General features: G+C 48.6%; 11 protein-coding genes, 3 rRNA genes and 1 riboswitch. Of the genes, 3 read left to right on the top strand and 11 right to left on the bottom strand.

Translation table 11 applies throughout. The features are described 5' to 3' along the window. Positions 1-30 precede the first annotated feature (30 nt). Positions 31-2,160 (bottom strand): DNA topoisomerase III, encoded by a 2,130-nt coding sequence (locus MKY95_RS03845; RefSeq protein ID WP_339196942.1) that lies wholly within the window; start codon positions 2,158-2,160, stop codon positions 31-33. 370 nt (positions 2,161-2,530) lie between these two features. On the opposite strand from MKY95_RS03845, the gene MKY95_RS03840 reads away from it, so the two are divergent. Continuing rightward, positions 2,531-4,465 carry an amidase family protein gene (locus tag MKY95_RS03840; protein ID WP_339196941.1) on the top strand — a complete coding sequence of 645 codons (1,935 nt, stop codon included), beginning with the start codon at positions 2,531-2,533 and terminating at the stop codon, positions 4,463-4,465. Positions 4,466-4,639: 174 nt separating this feature from the next. On the opposite strand, the gene MKY95_RS03835 is transcribed toward MKY95_RS03840, so the two are convergent. Next, a complete protein-coding gene (locus MKY95_RS03835; protein WP_339196938.1) occupies positions 4,640-5,647 on the bottom strand; it encodes a ketoacyl-ACP synthase III in 1,008 nt (335 codons plus the stop codon). A 300-nt stretch (positions 5,648-5,947) separates the two neighbouring features. Between MKY95_RS03835 and MKY95_RS03830 the strand changes: the two genes are divergently transcribed. Further along, the gene (locus MKY95_RS03830) at positions 5,948-6,502 is read left to right on the top strand and encodes an NADPH-dependent FMN reductase (protein ID WP_339196935.1); all 555 of its coding nucleotides are present in this window, start codon (positions 5,948-5,950) and stop codon (positions 6,500-6,502) included. A gap of 183 nt (positions 6,503-6,685) precedes the next feature. On the opposite strand, the gene rrf is transcribed toward MKY95_RS03830, so the two are convergent. From rrf to guaA, 6 genes are all read right to left on the bottom strand, one after another. Continuing rightward, positions 6,686-6,802 (bottom strand): 5S ribosomal RNA (rrf, locus tag MKY95_RS03825). 78 nt (positions 6,803-6,880) lie between these two features. Further along, positions 6,881-9,806, bottom strand: a 23S ribosomal RNA gene (locus MKY95_RS03820). Positions 9,807-10,174: 368 nt separating this feature from the next. After that, positions 10,175-11,727 (bottom strand): 16S ribosomal RNA (locus MKY95_RS03815). The 16S, 23S and 5S rRNA genes sit together here, the layout of an rRNA operon. A 760-nt stretch (positions 11,728-12,487) precedes the next feature. Beyond that, entirely contained in the window at positions 12,488-13,864 is a 1,377-nt protein-coding gene (locus MKY95_RS03810; RefSeq protein ID WP_076320372.1) for an NCS2 family permease, read from the bottom strand. Between the two features lie 171 nt (positions 13,865-14,035). Beyond that, positions 14,036-14,135, bottom strand: a riboswitch (purine riboswitch). Positions 14,136-14,535: 400 nt separating this feature from the next. Next, positions 14,536-14,787 (bottom strand): hypothetical protein, encoded by a 252-nt coding sequence (locus MKY95_RS03805; RefSeq protein ID WP_076320371.1) that lies wholly within the window; start codon positions 14,785-14,787, stop codon positions 14,536-14,538. A 244-nt stretch (positions 14,788-15,031) separates the two neighbouring features. Continuing rightward, on the bottom strand, positions 15,032-16,570 hold the full coding sequence (gene guaA / locus MKY95_RS03800; RefSeq protein WP_036668199.1) for a glutamine-hydrolyzing GMP synthase: 1,539 nt from the start codon (positions 16,568-16,570) through the stop codon (positions 15,032-15,034). 168 nt (positions 16,571-16,738) lie between these two features. Between guaA and MKY95_RS03795 the strand changes: the two genes are divergently transcribed. Beyond that, positions 16,739-16,939, top strand: a complete 201-nt coding sequence (locus MKY95_RS03795) for a hypothetical protein (protein ID WP_076320370.1) — start codon at positions 16,739-16,741, stop codon at positions 16,937-16,939. Between the two features lie 10 nt (positions 16,940-16,949). On the opposite strand, the gene MKY95_RS03790 is transcribed toward MKY95_RS03795, so the two are convergent. The 3 genes from MKY95_RS03790 to MKY95_RS03780 are packed head-to-tail and all read right to left on the bottom strand — an operon-like array spanning position 16,950 to position 21,551. Then, positions 16,950-19,313: a transglutaminase-like domain-containing protein gene (locus MKY95_RS03790; RefSeq protein WP_076320369.1), complete on the bottom strand. Its 2,364-nt coding sequence runs from the start codon at positions 19,311-19,313 to the stop codon at positions 16,950-16,952. Further along, on the bottom strand, positions 19,300-20,565 hold the full coding sequence (locus MKY95_RS03785) for a DUF58 domain-containing protein (protein WP_076320368.1): 1,266 nt from the start codon (positions 20,563-20,565) through the stop codon (positions 19,300-19,302). Before MKY95_RS03785 ends, MKY95_RS03790 begins: the two co-directional genes overlap by 14 nt. Beyond that, a complete protein-coding gene (locus MKY95_RS03780; RefSeq protein WP_076320367.1) occupies positions 20,562-21,551 on the bottom strand; it encodes a MoxR family ATPase in 990 nt (329 codons plus the stop codon). The genes MKY95_RS03785 and MKY95_RS03780 overlap by 4 nt, the downstream gene beginning before the upstream one ends. Positions 21,552-21,571 lie beyond the last annotated feature (20 nt).

The raw sequence follows: 21,571 nt of genomic DNA, 5'->3' as shown, positions 1-21,571 counted from the left end.
CTTATACGACTTCAACTACCCTCAAGCGTGTTACTCTCCCTTTTTCTCCATAGCCGCCTTCAGCAGTTCACCCAGATTGGAACCGATGGACTCCTGCTTAGCATATTGTTTCACCAGCTTTTGCTGATCGCGTTTGTTCACATGCTGTTTATCCTTATCCAACGTTTCTGTAATACCACAAGGTAGACATTGTACGTATAACCCAGCCTTGCCTTCCTTGATTTCCATCTTTTTGTGGCACTGCGCACAACGACGGTTGGAGAGTCTCTTCTCTGCCGAACGACGATACCCGCAGTCCTCGGTAGGACATACAAGAAACTTGCCGCGCTTGCCCTTCTTCTCCAGCAACCGTGCGTTACAGTCCGGGCAATGGCTATTGGACACATTATGCGGCTTGTACTCTGCTTTGCTGCCTTTTACCGTAGACACCAGCTCTTTCGCCATGGATCGGATACTATCCAGAAACGGCCCCGGTTTCCCTTGCCCACGAGCGATGCGTTCCAGTTCAGCTTCCCAGCGGGCAGTCAGATCCGGTGAACGAAGCTGCGGGGCAGCCAGTTCAATCAACTGTTTCCCTTTACCGGTTGGATGCATGCTGTTGCCTTGACGATCTATTGTATCGGAACTGACCAGCTTCTCGATAATATCCGCACGTGTAGCTGGAGTGCCGAGTCCATGCTTTTCCATCTGGGAAAGCAAAGCAGCTTCGGTATACCGTTTGGGCGGCATCGTCCGTCCACTTTTAATATGGCAACGCTGAACCGTCACGGACTGCCCTTGCTGCACATCTGGCAAAAGTGCACGCTCATGGTCTGCTGCATCATCAGTACGGTCATCGTCATCATCGCTGTAATCGCCGCCGTATACTTCACGCCATCCACTTTCTTTCACCGTTGTACCTTTAACATGGAAGGAGTCATTCCCCACCTGAACCGTGATCGCAACCGAATCGTACTTCGCTGCCGGATAGAATAGGCTGATAAAACGACGTACGATCAGATCGTACAGTTTGCGTTCCTCTGGATTCAATTGATTCAAAAGTACCGTCTGCTCCGTTGGGATAATCGCATGGTGATCCGTAACTTTGCTGTCATCCACAATACGTTTGGTGATATCCAGATTTTTGCGCAGCAAAGGACGTGCCAAAGACGCATAAGGTCCAATGGCTACACTATCCAGCCGTTCTTTCAACGTAGCTGTCATGTCCGAAGTGAGGTATCGACTGTCCGTACGCGGATACGTCACAAGCTTGTGCTGTTCATACAGACGTTGCAGGACATTTGATGTTTGCTTTGCAGAGAAACCATACTTCCGGTTGGCATCCCGTTGTAGTTCCGTCAGATCATATGCCAGTGGATGCGGCTCAACCTTCTCGCTTTTCTTCACTTGGGCAATCGTGCCCTTGCGCCCATCTACCCGTTTCTTCAATTCTTGTGTTTCTTGAGGGTCGAAAATTCGTGAATCTCCTCCAGCTGCCCGCCACACAGCCTGAAAACCTCCCATGTCTGCCGTTAACGTCTCATACTCCTGCGAGCGGAAACCGTTAATTTCATTTTCCCTGTCCATAATCATGCCCAAGGTCGGAGTTTGTACACGTCCAGCAGACAACTGGGCATTGAAACGAACGGTTAATGCACGGGTCACGTTAAGTCCGATCATCCAGTCAGCCTCCGCCCGGCAACGTGCAGATTCATAGAGGCGGTCGAACTGACTGCCTGGCTTCAGCGAAGCAAATCCGTCTTTGATCGCCTTATCTGTCTGGGATGAAATCCACAGGCGTTTAAAAGTTTTTTTCCACCCCGCCATCTGCATGATCCAACGAGCCAGCAATTCTCCCTCACGTGCTGCATCGGTCGCAATGACCAGTTCGCCTACATCCTGACGTTTCATCAACTGCTGCACGGCTTTATATTGATGGTTGGTCTCTTTAAGTACTTTCAATTTCGTACGATCTGGCAGAATGGGCAGGTCCTCCAGATTCCATGTTGCATACTTTTTGTCGTAATCCTCGGGTTCAGCTAATCCAACCAGATGTCCAAGCGCCCAGGTAACGATATATTTCGGGCCTTCCATATAACTTTTATGTTTATCACGCGCACCCATAACTCTGGCTATTTCGCGTGCTACAGATGGTTTTTCTGCGAGTACCAATGTCTTCACTTCATATCTCTTCCTCTCTGTAATGCCTTATGTCTCTTCTATTCCTATCTTTTCATTATATCATTTCACGGTAAAGGTATGCTCTGTCTTCTCCCTTTCCCAATCTACTTGCATTCTGTAACCTCATGTTTAAACAATATGTCGTATTCATGTCACTTTTAATTACATTAATTCGTTTGATAGTTTTCCTGAGTACACGGAATCAGAAGCATGAATAAGTATTAACACTGTAAAGTATTGATGTATACGTTTTTTTGGATAAATATAAACCTTGTAAGATTACCTGACATAACTATACAATGTGTCAAAAGCATAGAAACAGAATCGCTGCTACACACATCAATGAGACACAGGAAGGGAGCGTGGATGCATGACTTATCATGGATCTGTATTGAAAAAAAGTGGGGCTTTGTTACTGGCAGGTGCTGTTGTTGCCACAACATGGGGAGGAACGGTACCTTCGGCATCAGCTGCAACGGCAACGCCTACGAGTAAAACAACAGTAGCAGCTGTATCCAAAGGAAAAGCGCCTGCTACTCCGGCAGCATTTGTTCAGGCTATGGAAGAAGCGGCTACACTTGCAGGTGTTCCTTTTACCATGGACAAGCTCTCCGGCACAACCGTACAACGTAAAGATGCTGCGGTCGCCTTGCAACAATGGCTCAAGCTGGATTCGACTACCGAATCATTCAAGGATGTCCCGGATGAAGCCACTTTCGCAGGTGCTGTTGGTGCATTGAATACTGCTGGGCTAATGAAAGGTTATACCGATTCCCTCTTCCTTCCAAACGCTGTACTTACCGAGAATGACCTCTCCATACTGAAAGACCGCATTTATAACTACATAAAACCGTTTGTCCTGGAGGAAGCAACCATCATGGATCTCCAGACTGCAATGACGCAAGGAAAACTGACATCAAAAGAGCTGGTTCAGAAATATCTGGACCGCATTGAAAAATACGATGATCAAGGTGTAAGTATCAACGCCGTATTAACGCTGAACCCGGATGCACTCCAAATTGCGGAGCAATTGGATGAAGAACGTGCAGCCCAAGGTGCCCGCGGGCCTCTGCATGGCGTTCCGGTTTTGGTGAAAGACAATTTCGATACCAATGACATGCCGACAACCGCAGGCTGTATCTGTCTGAAAGATTCCATTCCAGCTCATGATGCTGAACAAGTGAAGAAACTCAAAGCAGCTGGCGCCATTATTTTGGGCAAAACAAACCTGCATGAATTCGCATTTGGCATCACGACATCCAGCTCATTAGGTGGACAAACACTGAACCCTTACGCCCTGGACCATTATCCAGGTGGCTCAAGCGGTGGAACAGGCGCAGCCATTGCATCTAACTTTGCCGCAGCCGGTATGGGTACAGACACTGGCGGTTCGATCCGTATCCCTTCCAGCTTCAACAGCCTTGTGGGTATCCGTCCAACCATCGGACTGTCCAGTCGTGAAGGCATTATCCCATTGGCTTTGACACAGGATGTTGGTGGACCTATGGCTCGTACGGTTAGTGACGCTGCAATCATGTTGGATGCTACAGCCGGATATGATAAAAAGGATGTCGCTACAGCTTACGCGGTTGGAAAAATCCCTTCCAACTATACAGACTTCCTGGATGTAAACGGACTGAAAGGTGCACGCATCGGTGTGGCCATAGAACTCATCCCAAGTACCAAAGCTGAAGAAAAAGCCGTTGCTGACGTGATCAACACCGCTGTGGAAGAACTGAAGACACTGGGCGCTACCGCAGTTCCCATTTCCATCCCGAACTTGACTGAGATCAACAAATACCCAAGTCTCAGCGGATATGAATTCAAGTTCCAACTGAATGACTATCTGGACTCATTGGGTGCAGACGCTCCATATCACAGTCTGTCCGAGATCATCGCTTCCGGAGAGTTCGACAAATCTCAGGAGCAATCCATGAAGACTCGGGATGCACGCCAAACGTTGGAGACTACCGAATACAAGGACATCGTCCTGAAACGCACCCAAGTTACACGTGAGTCCCTGCTGAAAGTTATGGCAGACAACAACCTGGATGCCATCATCTATCCTACGTCCACACAAGCGGCTGGTGTTATTGGCGAAGGACAAAACTCCGGTGGTAACAACCGATTGAGTCCTTTCTCCGGCTTCCCGGCGATTACTGTCCCTGCTGGTTTCACAACTGATGGTTTGCCAGTAGGCATGGAATTCCTTGGTCGTGCTTTTGATGAAGGAACCTTGATCAAGCTGGCTTACAGCTACGAACAAGGCACACATCACCGCCAAGCGCCTAAGCTTACGCCGTAAAATATGTATGGGATTAAGCAATTCCGGTTAACACAAAAAATAATTGCAATCATATCACTTTTTTGAAACGAGTTAACCCACTAAAGAGACCACCTTCTTCATGACAGCATGAAGTTTGGGTGGTCTCTTTTATGTTCTCTATTTATTTTTATGTTGCATACCGTCCGATGTTACTCATTCCTGAACCTTGTCCGGCACGCCCCATTTCAGCACCAGACCTGCGTACGTCAGACCACCGCCAAAGCCAAAGAGAGCTATGCTCTGTCCTTCTTTCAATTTCCCTTCATCCACTGCAAGCTGTAAAGCAAGCGGAATGGAAGCAGCAGATGTGTTCCCGCGATACTCGACACTGGTTAAAGTACGTTCCAAAGGAACCGGACCACGTTCGCAAACAGCTTCAATCATTCTCATGTTGGCACTATGCGGGACAAACCAGTCAATCTGGTCAGGGCTTAATTCAGCTTTCGTTATAAGTTTAACCAGCTGCTCTGGAATCGTTCGTACAGCCCACTTATAAATCTCTCGCCCATTCTGAACTAAACAACCTTCGCCCTGTAAAGGCACACCATTCATCTCAGAAGACAAGCCAGTCTTATAGAGATGTACACCGCCTTCTCCATGTGTACCTGATATGGCTGCCATAAAGTCACCTTCAGCACCCGATGATCGCTCCACCAAGAAGGCCCCCGCTCCATCACCAAACAGTACACAAGTCGTGCGGTCTGTGTAATCCGTAATTTTGGATAATGTCTCTGCTCCTATAACCAGTACTTTACGGTACATTCCACTGGTTACTAGACTGTCAGCTAGCTGCAACCCATAGGTAAAGCCTGCACATGCAGCATTTAAATCCAGTACGCCTGTGTGTGGGATCTTAAGGTTAGCCTGTACCCTGGATGCCGTACTTGGGAAAGCATATTCAGGTGTACTTGTAGCCACTAGGATCATATCCACATCTTCTACACTTACATCATAACGACGTATCATATCTTCTACAGCCTTCGTAGCCAGGTCAGATACAAATTGATCTTCAGCTGCAATTCGCCGTTCTCTCATGCCTGTACGTTGCACAATCCATTCGTCACTTGTCTCGACTAATTTCTCCAGATCAGCATTCGTTAATATTCGATCCGGTACATACGTCCCCATTGCCGTGATGGTTGCCTTTGATTGATGATTCATACCGGTAGTCACCTCACTTGTTTTTTACCATTATAGCACTTAGTCTTAGTACTTGGTACTAATTTTATAAAATATTTATGATGATTTTTTCGTTAGTTGTCTATTTTAAGTGATCTCTTCATTGTATTACCCAGAGTAATACAAACGATGGCATGCATTTTTGATGAAGAATTGTGGATATCGCCTGACTAACATGAAGAATGCCTTAATTAAATGCGTTTTCTATAGACAGCTCATTCCCACAGGAGGAAAATAAACAAATTGCCCTACATTACTAAAGAATAGAGTTGATCTATATTCATGAAAAAAGAATTAAATATCCTTGCCATTTCCGGAAGTCTGCGCAATCAGTCCTCCAATACGTTACTAATGCACGCCATGATTAAACTGGCTCACACTAACCTTAAGTTTGAAGTATATGATGGATTAAATGATCTGCCGCATTTTAACCCTGACCTCGATGTCGAGGAGGGTCCAGTGTCCGTACAGAACTTGAGAGCCCAACTTAAGCATTCGGACGGTGTCCTTATCTGCACGCCAGAGTATGGAAACGGCGTTCCTGGGGTCTTAAAAAACGCACTAGATTGGGTTGTATCTTCTGGAGAATGGCTCAATAAACCCACCATTGTCATTGCTGCTTCCCCAAGCCCCATGGGAGGTGACAAAGCCCATGCTTCCTTATTGTTCACACTAAACATGATTAATGCACAAGTTCTACAGGAGGGCTGTTTAACCATTCCTCATATTACATTGAAAATGAACAAACAAGGCGTCATCATTGATTCGGAAACCCAGCATGCATTGCAGAACTCCCTTACAATCCTTGGGGAGGCTTGCAACCAAATGAAAGTATAGACAGATGTTGTACTTAAATTGATGATAGAGAAGAAATGATCCTTTTAAAGTTATTTAACATGCTCATAAATAATGAAATAGTAAACAGCCTTGGTTATTTACCAGGGCTGTTAAGATTTATATAAGTATTTAGGATTAAAATAAAAAAGACACACTCGATATCATCAAGTGTGTCTTCCTGTTGCTTGGCGGCGTCCTACTCTCCCAGGACCCTGCGGTCCAAGTACCATCGGCGCTAGAGGGCTTAACGGTCGTGTTCGGGATGGGTACGTGTGGAACCCCTCCGCCATCGCCACCAAACGCATAGCTTAGCTTACATTCAGAGATCGTTCTCTGAAAACTAGATTCGAAACGAAACACGCGATTTAGAACTTGCTATTGGATAAGCCCTCGACCGATTAGTACTGGTCAGCTCCATGCATTGCTGCACTTCCACCCCCAGCCTATCTACCTCGTCGTCTTCAAGGGGTCTTACATACTGGGAAATCTCATCTTGAGGGGGGCTTCACGCTTAGATGCTTTCAGCGTTTATCCCGTCCGTACATAGCTACCCAGCGGTGCTCCTGGCGGAACAACTGGTACACCAGCGGTACGTCCATCCCGGTCCTCTCGTACTAAGGACAGCTCCTCTCAAATTTCCTACGCCCACGACAGATAGGGACCGAACTGTCTCACGACGTTCTGAACCCAGCTCGCGTACCGCTTTAATGGGCGAACAGCCCAACCCTTGGGACCTACTTCAGCCCCAGGATGCGATGAGCCGACATCGAGGTGCCAAACCTCCCCGTCGATGTGGACTCTTGGGGGAGATAAGCCTGTTATCCCCAGGGTAGCTTTTATCCGTTGAGCGATGGCCCTTCCATGCGGTACCACCGGATCACTAAGCCCGACTTTCGTCCCTGCTCGACTTGTAGGTCTCGCAGTCAAGCTCCCTTATGCCTTTGCACTCTTCGAATGATTTCCAACCATTCTGAGGGAACCTTTGGGCGCCTCCGTTACTCTTTAGGAGGCGACCGCCCCAGTCAAACTGCCCACCTGACACTGTCCCCGCACCGGATTACGGTACCAGGTTAGAACCTAGATACGATCAGGGTGGTATCCCAACGTTGCCTCCACGCAAGCTGGCGCTCACGTTTCAAAGGCTCCCACCTATCCTGTACAGATCGTACCCAAATTCAATATCAAGCTGCAGTAAAGCTCCATGGGGTCTTTCCGTCTTGTCGCGGGTAACCTGCATCTTCACAGGTATTAAAATTTCACCGGATCTCTCGTTGAGACAGCGCCCAAGTCGTTACGCCATTCGTGCGGGTCAGAATTTACCTGACAAGGAATTTCGCTACCTTAGGACCGTTATAGTTACGGCCGCCGTTTACTGGGGCTTCGGTTCACAGCTTCGGATTGCTCCTAACCACTCCCCTTAACCTTCCAGCACCGGGCAGGCGTCAGCCCGTATACTTCGCCTTACGGCTTCGCACAGACCTGTGTTTTTGCTAAACAGTCGCTTGGGCCTTTTCACTGCGGCCCCCTCGTGCTATTCACACTACCGGGGCACCCCTTCTCCCGAAGTTACGGGGTCATTTTGCCGAGTTCCTTAACGAGAGTTCTTCCGCGCGCCTTAGAATACTCTTCTCGCCTACCTGTGTCGGTTTGCGGTACGGGCACCATCACCTGGCTAGAGGCTTTTCTTGGCAGTGTGAGATCATGACCTTCGCTACTATAATTTTCGCTCCCCATCACAGCTCAGCCTTACAATGTGCGGATTTGCCTACACATCAGCCTTACTGCTTAGACGGACATCCATCAGTCCGCGTCACTACCCTACTGCGTCCCCCCATTGCTCATAACGGCTTACGGTGGTACAGGAATTTCGACCTGTTGTCCTTCGACTACGCCTTTCGGCCTCGCCTTAGGTCCCGACTTACCCTGAGCGGACGAGCCTTCCTCAGGAACCCTTAGGCTTTCGGCGGATCAGATTCTCACTGATCTTTTCGTTACTCATACCGGCATTCTCACTTGTATAATGTCCAGCGCTCCTTACGGTACACCTTCAACCCTTATACAACGCTCCCCTACCCCTGATGCAAAGCATCAAGCCATAGCTTCGGTGGTGTGTTTAGCCCCGTTACATTTTCGGCGCAGAGTCACTCGACCAGTGAGCTATTACGCACTCTTTCAATGGTGGCTGCTTCTAAGCCAACATCCTGGTTGTCTGTGCAACTCCACATCCTTTCCCACTTAACACACACTTGGGGACCTTAGCTGATGGTCTGGGCTGTTTCCCTTTTGACAATGGATCTTAGCACTCACTGTCTGACTCCCGGAAGTAAGTCTATGGCATTCGGAGTTTGACTGAGCTTGGTAACCCTTGCGGGCCCCGCACCCAATCAGTGCTCTACCTCCACGACTCTGTTTTCCGAGGCTAGCCCTAAAGCTATTTCGGGGAGAACCAGCTATCTCCGAGTTCGATTGGAATTTCTCCGCTACCCCCACCTCATCCCCGCATTTTTCAACATGCGTGGGTTCGGGCCTCCAGTGCGTGTTACCGCACCTTCACCCTGGACAGGGGTAGATCACCCGGTTTCGGGTCTACGTCCACGTACTAAGTCGCCCTATTCAGACTCGCTTTCGCTGCGGCTCCGGCTCTTCACCTTAACCTTGCACGGGAACGTAACTCGCCGGTTCATTCTACAAAAGGCACGCCATCACCCCTAAAACGGGCTCTGACTTTTTGTAAGCACACGGTTTCAGGTTCTATTTCACTCCCCTTCCGGGGTGCTTTTCACCTTTCCCTCACGGTACTGCTTCACTATCGGTCGCTAGGAAGTATTTAGCCTTGGCAGATGGTCCTGCCGGATTCATACGGGGTTTCACGTGCCCCGCACTACTCGGGATCCGTCTCGGAGGGAACCAACTTTCAACTACAGGGCTTTTACCTTCTTTGGCGGGCCTTTCCAGACCTCTTCGCTTAACCGGTTCCTTTGTAACTCCATGTGAGACGTCCCACAACCCCAAAGAGCAAGCTCTCTGGTTTGGGCTTCTCCGCGTTCGCTCGCCGCTACTGACGGAATCACTATTGTTTTCTCTTCCTCAGGGTACTTAGATGTTTCAGTTCCCCTGGTATGCCTCTACATAACCTATGTATTCAGTTATGAGTAACTGGAAATTACCCCAGCTGGGTTTCCCCATTCGGACACCCCCGGATCAAAGCTTGCTTACAGCTCCCCGAGGCAGTTTCGTTGTTCGCCACGTCCTTCATCGGCTCCTAGCGCCTAGGCATCCTCCGTGTGCTCTTAGTAGCTTAACCATTTTGTTCCGGTTTCGGTCGCTCGCTTCCCTTGTTTTGCTTGCGCAAAGCCAAAAGTCGCTCTCACCCGATACCCTCACAAAAGCAATTTAACTACCTTTATACACTTGACTTGTTTACACAAGTTCAGCTTAAAGGAATGTTCTAATTCGCGTTTGTTTCGTTTCGATATCTAGTTTTCAAAGAACAAGCTCCATGCAAAAGCAAGCTGTTTTGAGAGTTTGAGCTCTCAAAACCGAACAACGAGTGAGTAATTTGTGCTCTTCATTTCATCCACACCGAAGTGACGGACCGAAATGAATCGCTGTTGCAGGTTCTAAGAACCTGCTTATTTGAATGTTTCCGTTGCAGGAAACGATTCTCCATAGAAAGGAGGTGATCCAGCCGCACCTTCCGATACGGCTACCTTGTTACGACTTCACCCCAATCATCTATCCCACCTTCGGCGGCTGGCTCCTTGCGGTTACCCCACCGACTTCGGGTGTTATAAACTCTCGTGGTGTGACGGGCGGTGTGTACAAGACCCGGGAACGTATTCACCGCGGCATGCTGATCCGCGATTACTAGCAATTCCGACTTCATGCAGGCGAGTTGCAGCCTGCAATCCGAACTGAGACCGGCTTTGTTGGGATTGGCTCCATCTCGCGATTTCGCAGCCCGTTGTACCGGCCATTGTAGTACGTGTGTAGCCCAGGTCATAAGGGGCATGATGATTTGACGTCATCCCCACCTTCCTCCGGTTTGTCACCGGCAGTCTATCTAGAGTGCCCACCCGAAGTGCTGGCAACTAAATATAAGGGTTGCGCTCGTTGCGGGACTTAACCCAACATCTCACGACACGAGCTGACGACAACCATGCACCACCTGTCTCCTCTGTCCCGAAGGAAAGATACATCTCTGCATCGATCAGAGGGATGTCAAGACCTGGTAAGGTTCTTCGCGTTGCTTCGAATTAAACCACATACTCCACTGCTTGTGCGGGTCCCCGTCAATTCCTTTGAGTTTCAGTCTTGCGACCGTACTCCCCAGGCGGAGTGCTTAATGTGTTAACTTCGGCACCAAGGGTATCGAAACCCCTAACACCTAGCACTCATCGTTTACGGCGTGGACTACCAGGGTATCTAATCCTGTTTGCTCCCCACGCTTTCGCGCCTCAGCGTCAGTTACAGCCCAGAGAGTCGCCTTCGCCACTGGTGTTCCTCCACATATCTACGCATTTCACCGCTACACGTGGAATTCCACTCTCCTCTTCTGCACTCAAGTCACCCAGTTTCCAGTGCGATCCGGGGTTGAGCCCCGGGATTAAACACCAGACTTAAATGACCGCCTGCGCGCGCTTTACGCCCAATAATTCCGGACAACGCTTGCCCCCTACGTATTACCGCGGCTGCTGGCACGTAGTTAGCCGGGGCTTTCTTCTCAGGTACCGTCACCTTGAGAGCAGTTACTCTCCCAAGCGTTCTTCCCTGGCAACAGAGCTTTACGATCCGAAAACCTTCATCACTCACGCGGCATTGCTCCGTCAGGCTTTCGCCCATTGCGGAAGATTCCCTACTGCTGCCTCCCGTAGGAGTCTGGGCCGTGTCTCAGTCCCAGTGTGGCCGATCACCCTCTCAGGTCGGCTACGCATCGTCGCCTTGGTGAGCCGTTACCTCACCAACTAGCTAATGCGCCGCAGGCCCATCCCCAAGTGACAGATTGCTCCGTCTTTCCAGTTTCCTTCAGGCGAAGAAAACAATTATTCGGTATTAGCTACCGTTTCCGGTAGTTGTCCCAAACTTGAGGGCAGGTTGCCTACGTGTTACTCACCCGTCCGCCGCTAAGTATCAAGGAAGCAAGCTTCCTATCAACTCCGCTCGACTTGCATGTATTAGGCATGCCGCCAGCGTTCGTCCTGAGCCAGGATCAAACTCTCCAATAAAGTATTGAAAAGAGCGATAAGCTCATTTTGAATCTGACGAGATTAAAAATCTCATTTGTGCTCCAGTCGATTCAAGCCAAGGCTTGTTTCAAACTTTCGCGTTCATTCTGCAAGCAGAATGTTTACTCACTCGTTGTTCAGTTTTCAAAGATCAAACTTGTTTCGTTACTAAATATTGTTCTCTTCAGCAACTCTTATATAATATCATGTCCGAACCAACTTTGCAAGCTCTTTTTTTAAGTTTCTTTCGAAGCTTATTTCAATCGCTTGCCGCACCGTGTAAATCGTGTTTTTTTGGCCGGAAATAGAATATACCATGTACAGTTATGAAACGCAAGTCTTTTTTAGATAAACATTAAATTCTTATAAAATGAGTACCCTGTAGACCTTTTAACAAGTATCTCCTTATAACCAGCTAAATGATACATCTGCGCACTAACTTTAATGATCGGAGTAATTAAAAAAGGTTTTTCATATAATTCCTAATCCAATTATAGAGAAATTATGTTGTATACAGTACATACTCATCACGTTATAGAACTTATTAACCGCTGATTTCATTGGATAAACAACCAACAGATCTTAGAACATTATACTCATTCCTTCTATATAGAAGGAAAACATTTTTGTAATTCATTTTTGCTCAAGAAAAGAATGCAAAAAAAGCGAAAGCTCCGGGTTTAAATCCCGTGGCTTCCGCTTCTTTCATATATAAGGTATCAAACTTATCTCCGTATTCTTCATTAAACCTAATGTACGCTTACTCCCCGCCAATAAATACGTATCGGCAGACTACGATGAGCGCCAAGATCCACATAAGCCAGTGAATTTTCACTTTACGCTCTGTAACCAAGTTACTGAACACCGCCAGAATTACATAAGATACGATACCTGCGGAGATCCCGTTTGCGATTCCACCTGTGAAAGGCATCAATACAATGGTAAGGAACGCAGGGAAAGCTTGCAGGAAATCATCCCACTCAATGCTGCGCACTTGACTCATCATAAGTACACCCACGATGATCAATGCCGGAGCCGTCGCAGCGGATGGAACAACCAGCGCAAGCGGTGCAATAAACAGGGCCAAAATGAACAATAAACCTGTCGTTACCGAAGTCAGTCCTGTACGTCCACCTGCCTCAACACCTGAAGCACTTTCAACGTATGCCGTAATGGTACTTGTACCTAGTGCAGCACCTGCGCTGACACCAACTGCATCGACGAGCATCGCTTTACCGATCGTTTTCTCGCCTTTTTTCTTATCCTTCATAATCCCCATACGCGTTGCAGTACCTACCATCGTACCAAACGTGTCGAACAATTCAACGAAGGTAAAGATGAAGATGATCTCGAACAATCCGAGACTGATGGCACCTTTCAAATCCAGCTGTCCAACCGCCAGATCACTGAAGTTAGGCAACCAGCTTGCGCCTGAAAGACCACTCAGATTCGTAACTCCCATCGGAATACCAATCAGCGTTGTTGCTACGATCCCGATCAGCAGAGCGCCTTTGACGCGCATAACCATCAATATAGCAATAAGGAGCAAACCAATCAGTGCAAGCAAAGCATCGTGGTGCGTTATAAAGTTTCCCAATGACAAGTTAAAACTGCTACCTGGAATCGGCTGACTCAGATCTGCGTCTGGCGCAACATTAACTGTTACAGCCACGAGATTAGCAAGTTTGAAACCAATAATGGTAATAAAGAGACCGATACCAACCGTAATGGCCATTTTGATCGACTGCGGAACTGCAACAAGCAGCATTTGACGAATCTTCGTCACGGTCAAAATAATGAACACGATACCGGAAAGGAATACCGCTCCGAGAGCTGCTTGCCAAGTAATCGCTCCATTCGAACTTAGAACGACAGTCATGAAGTACGCATTCAGCCCCATACCTGGTGCAAGTGCGATCGGAATATTCACGAACAATCCCATAATAATAGTCATTAATCCGGCGCCGACGGCTGTTGCAAAGAATACTGCATTATCCGACATCCCCGCACCGGCTTGTCCCAAGAACAACGTATTTACAAAAAGAATGTAAGCCATTGTCATAAACGTAGTGAGACCCGCAACAATCTCCGTTCTAACGTTTGTTCCGTTTTCTTTTAATTTAAAGAAACGATCCATAATTACTAACTCCCCCTTAGAGATGTTGAAGCCATATTGAAAAACGACAAATGACCCTGATGAAGATTCTTCACCCAGGGTTCAGCTGACAAGGAGTGGCATGATGCCTTTACTAAGAACAAAAAAAATTCTAATGTGCGTGATGTCCCCGCAATCATGTAGAATTCATGTGCTTAGCCTTCTCCTCTTCGTAGCCAGATCATTAGGGTGATCTCGTAGAGACTCCCGGGCCAATCCCCAGGATTATACGAATAAGTATGCGCTATTTGTTTGTTTCCCATCACTATTTTAGGAGGGCAGTATGTTTTTGTCAATGAGAAAACGAATATTAATATCACGCTTTTAGAATATCGTTCGTATTATTTAACAGATTGAACCAGTTCAGCGGTTTACAACCCAATTGAATACGCTTTTTTCGGTGTAATCTCAATGGGATATGTCCATTCTTTCAGACTGAAAGTTCCGCAGGATAACATAAAAAGCTAGCCTGATCAAAGAGCAGAAGCGCTCTAATCAGGCTAGCTTATATTTCTGATGCGTTTTAGCAATCAGGTGAATGATGATCTAGGAATAACGATATCTCGTATTCCGAAGACGTATACTCATTAGGTATATGGAGCAATTTGCGACATGTTCCGGAGCATTTTTTTGCCGGATCAGTCCTATGTTAATTATATCTCTGTCTGCGGAGCATCCTGTATCTCTTGTCGATCCTGATTTGTGTTTGTTGTTGAGTCAGAGGATAACTCCTGGTTACTGGACTGATCGGAAGAAGCATCCGCTGCCTCTAAGTTCACAAATGGAAAGTCCCCCGAACCGGAAGCCAGATCTTGCATTCCTGAACCGCATCCTGCCAGCATCACCATCAGAAACGCACTTCCAATGCCCATCTTCCATTTGCTCATATAGTCGGTTTTACGCATACATTCAATTCTCCTTTCAGTAGCCATACAGCTCTTAGTATGTACTTATTGTACAGGCCCGACCTGAAAGGATCATGAAGTGAACTTTAAAATGGGATTAATTTTGAAAGTTTATTACTTGTAAAAAAAGTAGCTCTACAAAAATTTGATCACAATATTCTTCTTAATAAAAAAACGCCCTTTTATTTGCGAAATACCGCAGATAAAAGAGCATTTTTAAAATCTATCGTTAAGAGTCTATATCCTATTCCCACTCGATCGTTGCAGGTGGTTTGGAAGTTACGTCATAGACGATACGGTTTACGTTATCAACTTCGTTAACGATCCGTACGGAGATTTTCTCCAGCACATCCCAAGGGATACGTGCCCAGTCCGCAGTCATACCGTCGATGGATGTTACAGCACGGATACCTACAGTGTAGGAATACGTACGTGCATCACCCATAACGCCGACACTCTTCATGTTAGGCAGGGCTGTGAAGTACTGCCAGATTTCGCGGTCGAGACCGGCTTTGGCAATCTCTTCACGCAGGATGTAGTCTGAATCACGAACGATGGTAAGTTTCTCTTCGGTAACCTCACCAAGAACACGGATCGCAAGACCCGGACCAGGGAACGGCTGACGGTGTACAATTTCGTCCGGCAAGCCACACTCGGTACCGACTTTACGTACTTCATCCTTGAACAACGTGCTCAGTGGCTCGATCAGTTTGAAGTTCATGTCCTCAGGCAGACCGCCCACGTTGTGGTGGGATTTGATGGTCTGTGCAGTCGCTGTACCACTTTCTACGATGTCCGTGTACAGTGTACCTTGTGCCAGGAATGCAAAGTCATCGAACTGCTTGGACTCTTCGTCAAATACGTAAATAAACTCGTTACCGATGATTTTACGTTTTTGTTCTGGATCATCCACGCCAGCCAGTTTGGACATGAAGCGCTCTTGTGCATCAATTTTGACAACTTTCATGTCGAATTTGCCGACAAACGTCTCCATTACACTTTCTGCTTCACCTTTACGCAACAGACCGTGGTCGATAAACATACATGTCAGTTGATCACCAATGGCTTTGTGAAGCAATGCAGCTACAACGGAAGAATCTACACCGCCGCTAAGCGCACACAGTACTTTACTGTCGCCAACTTTTTCACGAATGTCTTTGATCGTGTCATCGATGAATGTCTCCATCGTCCAGTTGCCTTCGCAACCACAAACTTCGAACAGGAAGTTACGAATCATGTCGTTACCGCGAACAGAGTGACGTACTTCCGGATGGAACTGAACAGCATACAATTTACGTTCATCGTCACTCATGGCAGCGATTGGCGCACTTTCCGTGCCTGCATCCAGTTTGAAACCTGGAGGAAGTGTAACCACGTGGTCACCGTGACTCATCCATACGGTATGTTCGCCTTCAATGCCTTTTGCCAGTGTAGATCCAGCGGCAAACTCAAGGTCTGCTTTACCGTACTCTCGCTTCTCGGAACGTTCTACTTTACCTTCGAGCTGCTGGGCCATAAGCTGCATCCCGTAGCAGATACCGAAGATCGGCAAGCCCAGGTCATAGACACCTGGGTCCACGTGTGGAGCATTCTCAGCGTATACGCTGGACGGACCACCTGAAAATACGATCCCTTTTGGTGCTATTTCTGCGATCTTTTCCGCCGGTGTATTATACGGTAAAAGCTCGCTGTATACGCCAAGATCCCGGATTCTTCTGGCGATTAACTGATTGTATTGACCCCCGAAGTCAAGGACAACTACAATTTCATTCTGTTTATTCATAACCGTGCCTCCCTCAATTCAATGAAACTAATTATACGCAACGACAAAACATACCGTCAAGGAAAGGCGAAACTCCTTTTTTCGACATATCAAAACAGGATTACCAAATGCCTCTAAATATGAAATTTCGAACAGAAAAGCTTGGCAGCAAGATGCTGGTTCAAGTGTATGATCGTGGAAAGACGCCTCGTTCGCAGCGCAGCGCGAAAGGCGTCTTATGTATGGCATGCAGCGATGAACCAAACGCTTCATTTAGTTAACAATGCGCCAGCAATGGAGATCTTCATCTGCCCACAAGTGGCCAAGCTCTATTGGAAAGCGATAGCGACTGTATGGCAGCTGCTTCGCATCTTTGGTGTAACGTTGTAACATCCTTGTGTTACAACGTCTGCAACCGCCGGGCCAAACGAAGTGCCCGGCGCAGGAAGTCCAGGCTGTCCGCGCGCAGCGGACGGTCTGGCCCGTACAGCAGCCGTTCCCAGTCGGCTGCAAACCGCGCGATGTCCGCCCCGTCCGCGCCTGCGGCCAAAGCCGGTGACGCTGCATATTCACGCAGCGTCATACCCGGCGACCGCGGGCCGTACCGGCGCGCGAGCGCGGCCCAGACCGGAGCGGCGGCACGCAGCAGCCGCTCGCGGTCCGGAAAGCTGCTGCGCGGCCACGCCAGCAGCAGCCTTATCCGCAGCGCGGGGCGTAGCCGCCGCATGCGGACCAGAGCAGCGGCGCCCAGCAGGGCCGCTGCCACAAGGGCTGCCGCGAGCCATGGCTCCGCGGCAATGGCCCGTGCGCGGGCGAGCAACCATGCGCCCACATTAGCCAATCCGCCGCTCATATACGGCGGATTCTCCGCAACAGGCTGCGGCCCGGCAAGTGCTGCCACATCTTCGCCCGCGCCTTGCGCCATGGTGAAGCCTGGCGTGGCCTCAAACGGCATCCAGCCTGCACCCGGAAAATATACCTCTACCCAGGAATGTGCATCTCCCTGTGAAATCACATACTGACTGGGCACATCCGGGTCAGCAACTCCGGGGCCAAAACCTTTAACCCAGCGTGCGGGGATACCCTCTGCACGCAGCAACACAATCATAGCTGTAGAGAAATGATTGCAATACCCCTGCCGGGTGACGAATAGAAAATCATCCACAAAATCGGTTCCACGCGGTGGCATACGGGTATCCAACGTATACTCGGCATGAGCAGCCAGATAAGTCTTGACGGCCTGCACAGCGTCATACCGGGTCTCACTGCCTTGAATGATTTCCTTGGCAAGCGTCTTCACTCGACCAGGGAGTGATGCAGGCAATTGCAGATAATCCCTCCGAATGGCTGCCGGATCTTTCCCTTTATTCGTTTCCTCAAGAAGACGTAACTGTTCAGGTGTTGCGACAGGAACCATGACGTCTGCCGAATAATGTTTAACTATCTTATCGTTTCCGGAGCTCGCGAGCCACAATGTTGCCGAATCGCGATTAGACAGCAAAGAAAACATGTTTTCCTGATTATCCTTGTTCTTATCCTGGAACGTTACGTTGACCGGTGTGCCTCCGGTAAAGAGTGGATTTGGTCCTTTCCACTCTCGCTGCATCGTGACAGTTTGGCGAATGCGACTCCAATAGGTTGGATTCTCCCAACCATCAGCACGCAGCATTCCGGATGGACTTGCCGTTTCGAAGCTTTGACCCGGATCACTCCAAGTACTACCGTTATAATATGAACGGGTCTCCCCTCGCCAATACGTCACTTTTGGACTTTTTGCTATAAAAAAGATGGAGTTCCCCTGCACCAACGGTGCTCCCATAGGCGCGTCCGCTGTGCTATATCCCGTGACTGCCGTTGCAGCAGGGATACTACTGTGCTGTGTATAACCTGCCCAGCGAGCTATGCGTTCACCCATCTGTTCCAGAGATATGCGTTCAGGTTGAGGAATGGAAGCAAACTGGCCAGGTAACGCGGAGAGAAGTACCATACCTGCAGAAGCAACGATAGTTACTGCACTCCAACGGCCATAGGGGCTGCCGCGATAACTCGGAGTCGTGACTCCTCCATTGAGACGTAGTAGCTGAAGCAGAGCCTGAATAAGAAAAGTCCATAGGACAGACCGTATTACGGAAGCATACACATCCAGCCCCGCAAAGGATTCAAGCAAAAGCAAATAGAGCAGCGTTGCACTGCCAAACAGCATCACGCTTCGACGTAACAATACGAGGGATTGCACAGAAGCCATGAGCATACTCCAGCCGCACATCATGAACAAACCTCTCGTTTCTGTACTAATCGAGTGGAATCGCCAGTTATTTATAAACGTGTCCATATCCGCTGAAAGTATCCCAGGGTATGCAACGGCCCAACGGACAGGATCACTTCCTCCGTACATCAGACATAGCGCAGTGAGTGCAATGAATAATCGGATCAGTACTCCGGTGATCCATCCTGTACGAATTAACCCCGCGAGCAACAATGCTCCCGTTAATCCCGCCATTACGGACAAGAACCGTTCACTGCCCTGCTGATCTGTTGATGTAACAGGATATATCCACTCCAGAGACAGTATAAGTAAAATGGCCGAAATAAAAATTTTGTACAGGACAGGTACGCTAACATATCCCTCATCCTTTATGTCCGTCACAGAATTCTGGTTCACAGTTTTATATACAGAATAGGCCGATTCTATTCTCGTACGGTCCATTGACTCTAAGCCGACCACAGTGGAATTTGGTTGCTGGTTACCATTACGCTCCCACATCCGTTACCTCCACCTTTCCCAATGAAGATAACGCAACGTCTGTAACCGCATGGATCGGCACCCCGCTGTGACGAATCCGCTCCAAGCTTAAGCTGTCATATCCCAATCCATTCATCAATCTATCCGTTGATCCTAATTGGTCCTGGTTCGCTTCAGTCAATTGCACCTCTACACGATAACCCGACCCGATTGCAGTTATGATCCATTCGGCCAGAACCTGATCCATCTTACCTGTGAGAACCACAATTCGCGACCCACTCGTCAGTCCATCCAGCATCTCCGTTCGAAGCGAAATAGAGCCTGATTGTGCTTTGGATATTCGTGCCCCCGCTAACTTGTCCAGTCCATGATTCTCATCATCTGCATGAAACGGCCCATGTTGCCATTGATCTTGTGCAGCATAGCTCTTATCGCCGCCTTCCATCCACAGATGATAAGGAATGTCATCCCGCTCAGCGGTATGAATCCAGCGGGCAGCTGCACGAACCACTCGTTCAAAAGCAGGTGCATCCATGTTCTCCCGTTGTTTTACGTCATAACCCGACGCGCCTTCATACACAAGGATGCCGAGCGAGGCCAGATCCGTGGTATCAGGCAGAAAGGTCTGAAGTTTTCCCGTTTTAGCTGTACTTTTCCAATGAACTCGTCCCAGTGGGTCACCCTGCTGATATTCACGGAACTCAGGACTACGGTTACCCTGGCTATTTCTTCGCTCTGACAAAGTCCCTTCGATCATCGCTGTGAATTCTACCGAATCACCCTTCCCCCAAGCCGTTGCTTGAGGAACAACAATCAGGGGTGTACCTCCTGCGGTCTCTGCCGAGAGGGTATTCCAGCCAAACATATCACCCCAATACAATCTGCCCGTATCCCATCTGTAGACTCCTCTGCGTAACCCGGAACATTCATATTGATAGGAAAATTGTCGCCGTGTTCCCGGGAAAATCAATTTGCGATGAACACCTGCAGGTGTGTTCTCACACAGAACGATCCATAACAATGGAATACGGCAATTGAATTCCAGTTCGACCAGAACCCGTACCTGCTCGCCTGCCTCAATCCGGTTCGTGTGTATTTTCCGACGGATGTGAATACGCCGTGGTCCGAACCAATGGAAAAACAGACCTCCTGTGAACATCAAGAAAGCTATAACGGATAGAAACAACGCCGCTTTGCCCCCATGCCACTGATACAAGGAAGCAAAAGCCACCACCAAGACAGCACTCACAATCCGTTGTCCCAGCGCAGTCATTGCCTCCGTCCCCTTCCCTGTGATGCCATCTGTACAGGTACCGGGACCGATGACAATGCTTCTTCAATGACCTGTACTTGCCCCCAAACCTCCGCTCTGTTCTGGGCCTTCAATTGAATACGGTGGGAAAGGACAGGCACCGCTACCTCTTTCACATCATCCGGAATGACATAACTGCGCCCTTGAAGATAGGCAAATGACTGCGCCGCAGCCATCCAGGCCAGTGTTCCACGCGGACTGATGCCCAGTCTGACCGCCGGAAGGCTGCGAGAGGCTACAGCAACAGCCACCAGATACTGTTTAACGACCGGATCAACATGTACCTGTTTGACTTCACGCTGCATGGCTACGACCTCTTCAGCAAGCAGGACAGGGCGAAGTTCATCAATCGCTTCTCTACCTTGCATGCGGGTTAACAATTCCAATTCCTGTTCCGGATCGGGATACCCCAGTCCAATTCTCATGATAAATCGATCCAGCTGCGCTTCAGGCAGACGGTACGTACCTTCGAACTGTAACGGGTTCTGTGTCGCCAGCAGAAAGAACGGGCGTGGCAAGGCATAGGTTGTGCCATCAACCGTAATACGTCGTTCCTCCATTGCCTCCAGCAGGGCAGACTGAGTGCGTGGTGAAGCGCGATTTATTTCATCAGCCAGGACAACGTTGGACATGACGGGTCCGGGCCGAAACTTGAATTCAGCTGTATGTGGATGATAGATTGAAGTGCCCGTAACATCTGCCGGCATGACATCGGACGTGAATTGAATCCGGCCCATGGAGCAGTCCAGTGCAGAAGCAACGGCACGAACCAGCATCGTTTTCCCGGTACCCGGCACATCTTCCAGAAGTACATGACCTCCACTGAGCATTGCGGTAAGGACATAACGAATCTCTGTTTTTTTGCCAATAATCACACTCTCAACACGCTTCATGACCCTGTTTAACAATTCAACAGCATGTTCATGTTCCATTCGGATATAAGACATTTCTCTGATCTCCTTCCGTT

Origin of the sequence: Paenibacillus sp. FSL P4-0176 (assembly GCF_037975265.1) — a bacterium.
Lineage (GTDB): Bacteria > Bacillota > Bacilli > Paenibacillales > Paenibacillaceae > Paenibacillus > Paenibacillus amylolyticus.
The sequence above is the reverse complement of the archived record's forward strand: the minus strand, read 5'-3'. Positions and strand labels throughout refer to the sequence as shown.

Coding starts and splice junctions, on each gene's coding strand:
- MKY95_RS03840 (WP_339196941.1), top strand. CDS start 2,531: ATGACTTATCATGGATCTGTATTGAAAAAAAGTGGGGCTTTGTTACTG.
- MKY95_RS03835 (WP_339196938.1), bottom strand. CDS start 5,647: ATGAATCATCAATCAAAGGCAACCATCACGGCAATGGGGACGTATGTA.
- MKY95_RS03830 (WP_339196935.1), top strand. CDS start 5,948: ATGAAAAAAGAATTAAATATCCTTGCCATTTCCGGAAGTCTGCGCAAT.
- MKY95_RS03810 (WP_076320372.1), bottom strand. CDS start 13,864: ATGGATCGTTTCTTTAAATTAAAAGAAAACGGAACAAACGTTAGAACG.
- MKY95_RS03805 (WP_076320371.1), bottom strand. CDS start 14,787: ATGCGTAAAACCGACTATATGAGCAAATGGAAGATGGGCATTGGAAGT.
- guaA (WP_036668199.1), bottom strand. CDS start 16,570: ATGAATAAACAGAATGAAATTGTAGTTGTCCTTGACTTCGGGGGTCAA.
- MKY95_RS03795 (WP_076320370.1), top strand. CDS start 16,739: ATGATCGTGGAAAGACGCCTCGTTCGCAGCGCAGCGCGAAAGGCGTCT.
- MKY95_RS03790 (WP_076320369.1), bottom strand. CDS start 19,313: ATGTGGGAGCGTAATGGTAACCAGCAACCAAATTCCACTGTGGTCGGC.
- MKY95_RS03785 (WP_076320368.1), bottom strand. CDS start 20,565: ATGACTGCGCTGGGACAACGGATTGTGAGTGCTGTCTTGGTGGTGGCT.
- MKY95_RS03780 (WP_076320367.1), bottom strand. CDS start 21,551: ATGTCTTATATCCGAATGGAACATGAACATGCTGTTGAATTGTTAAAC.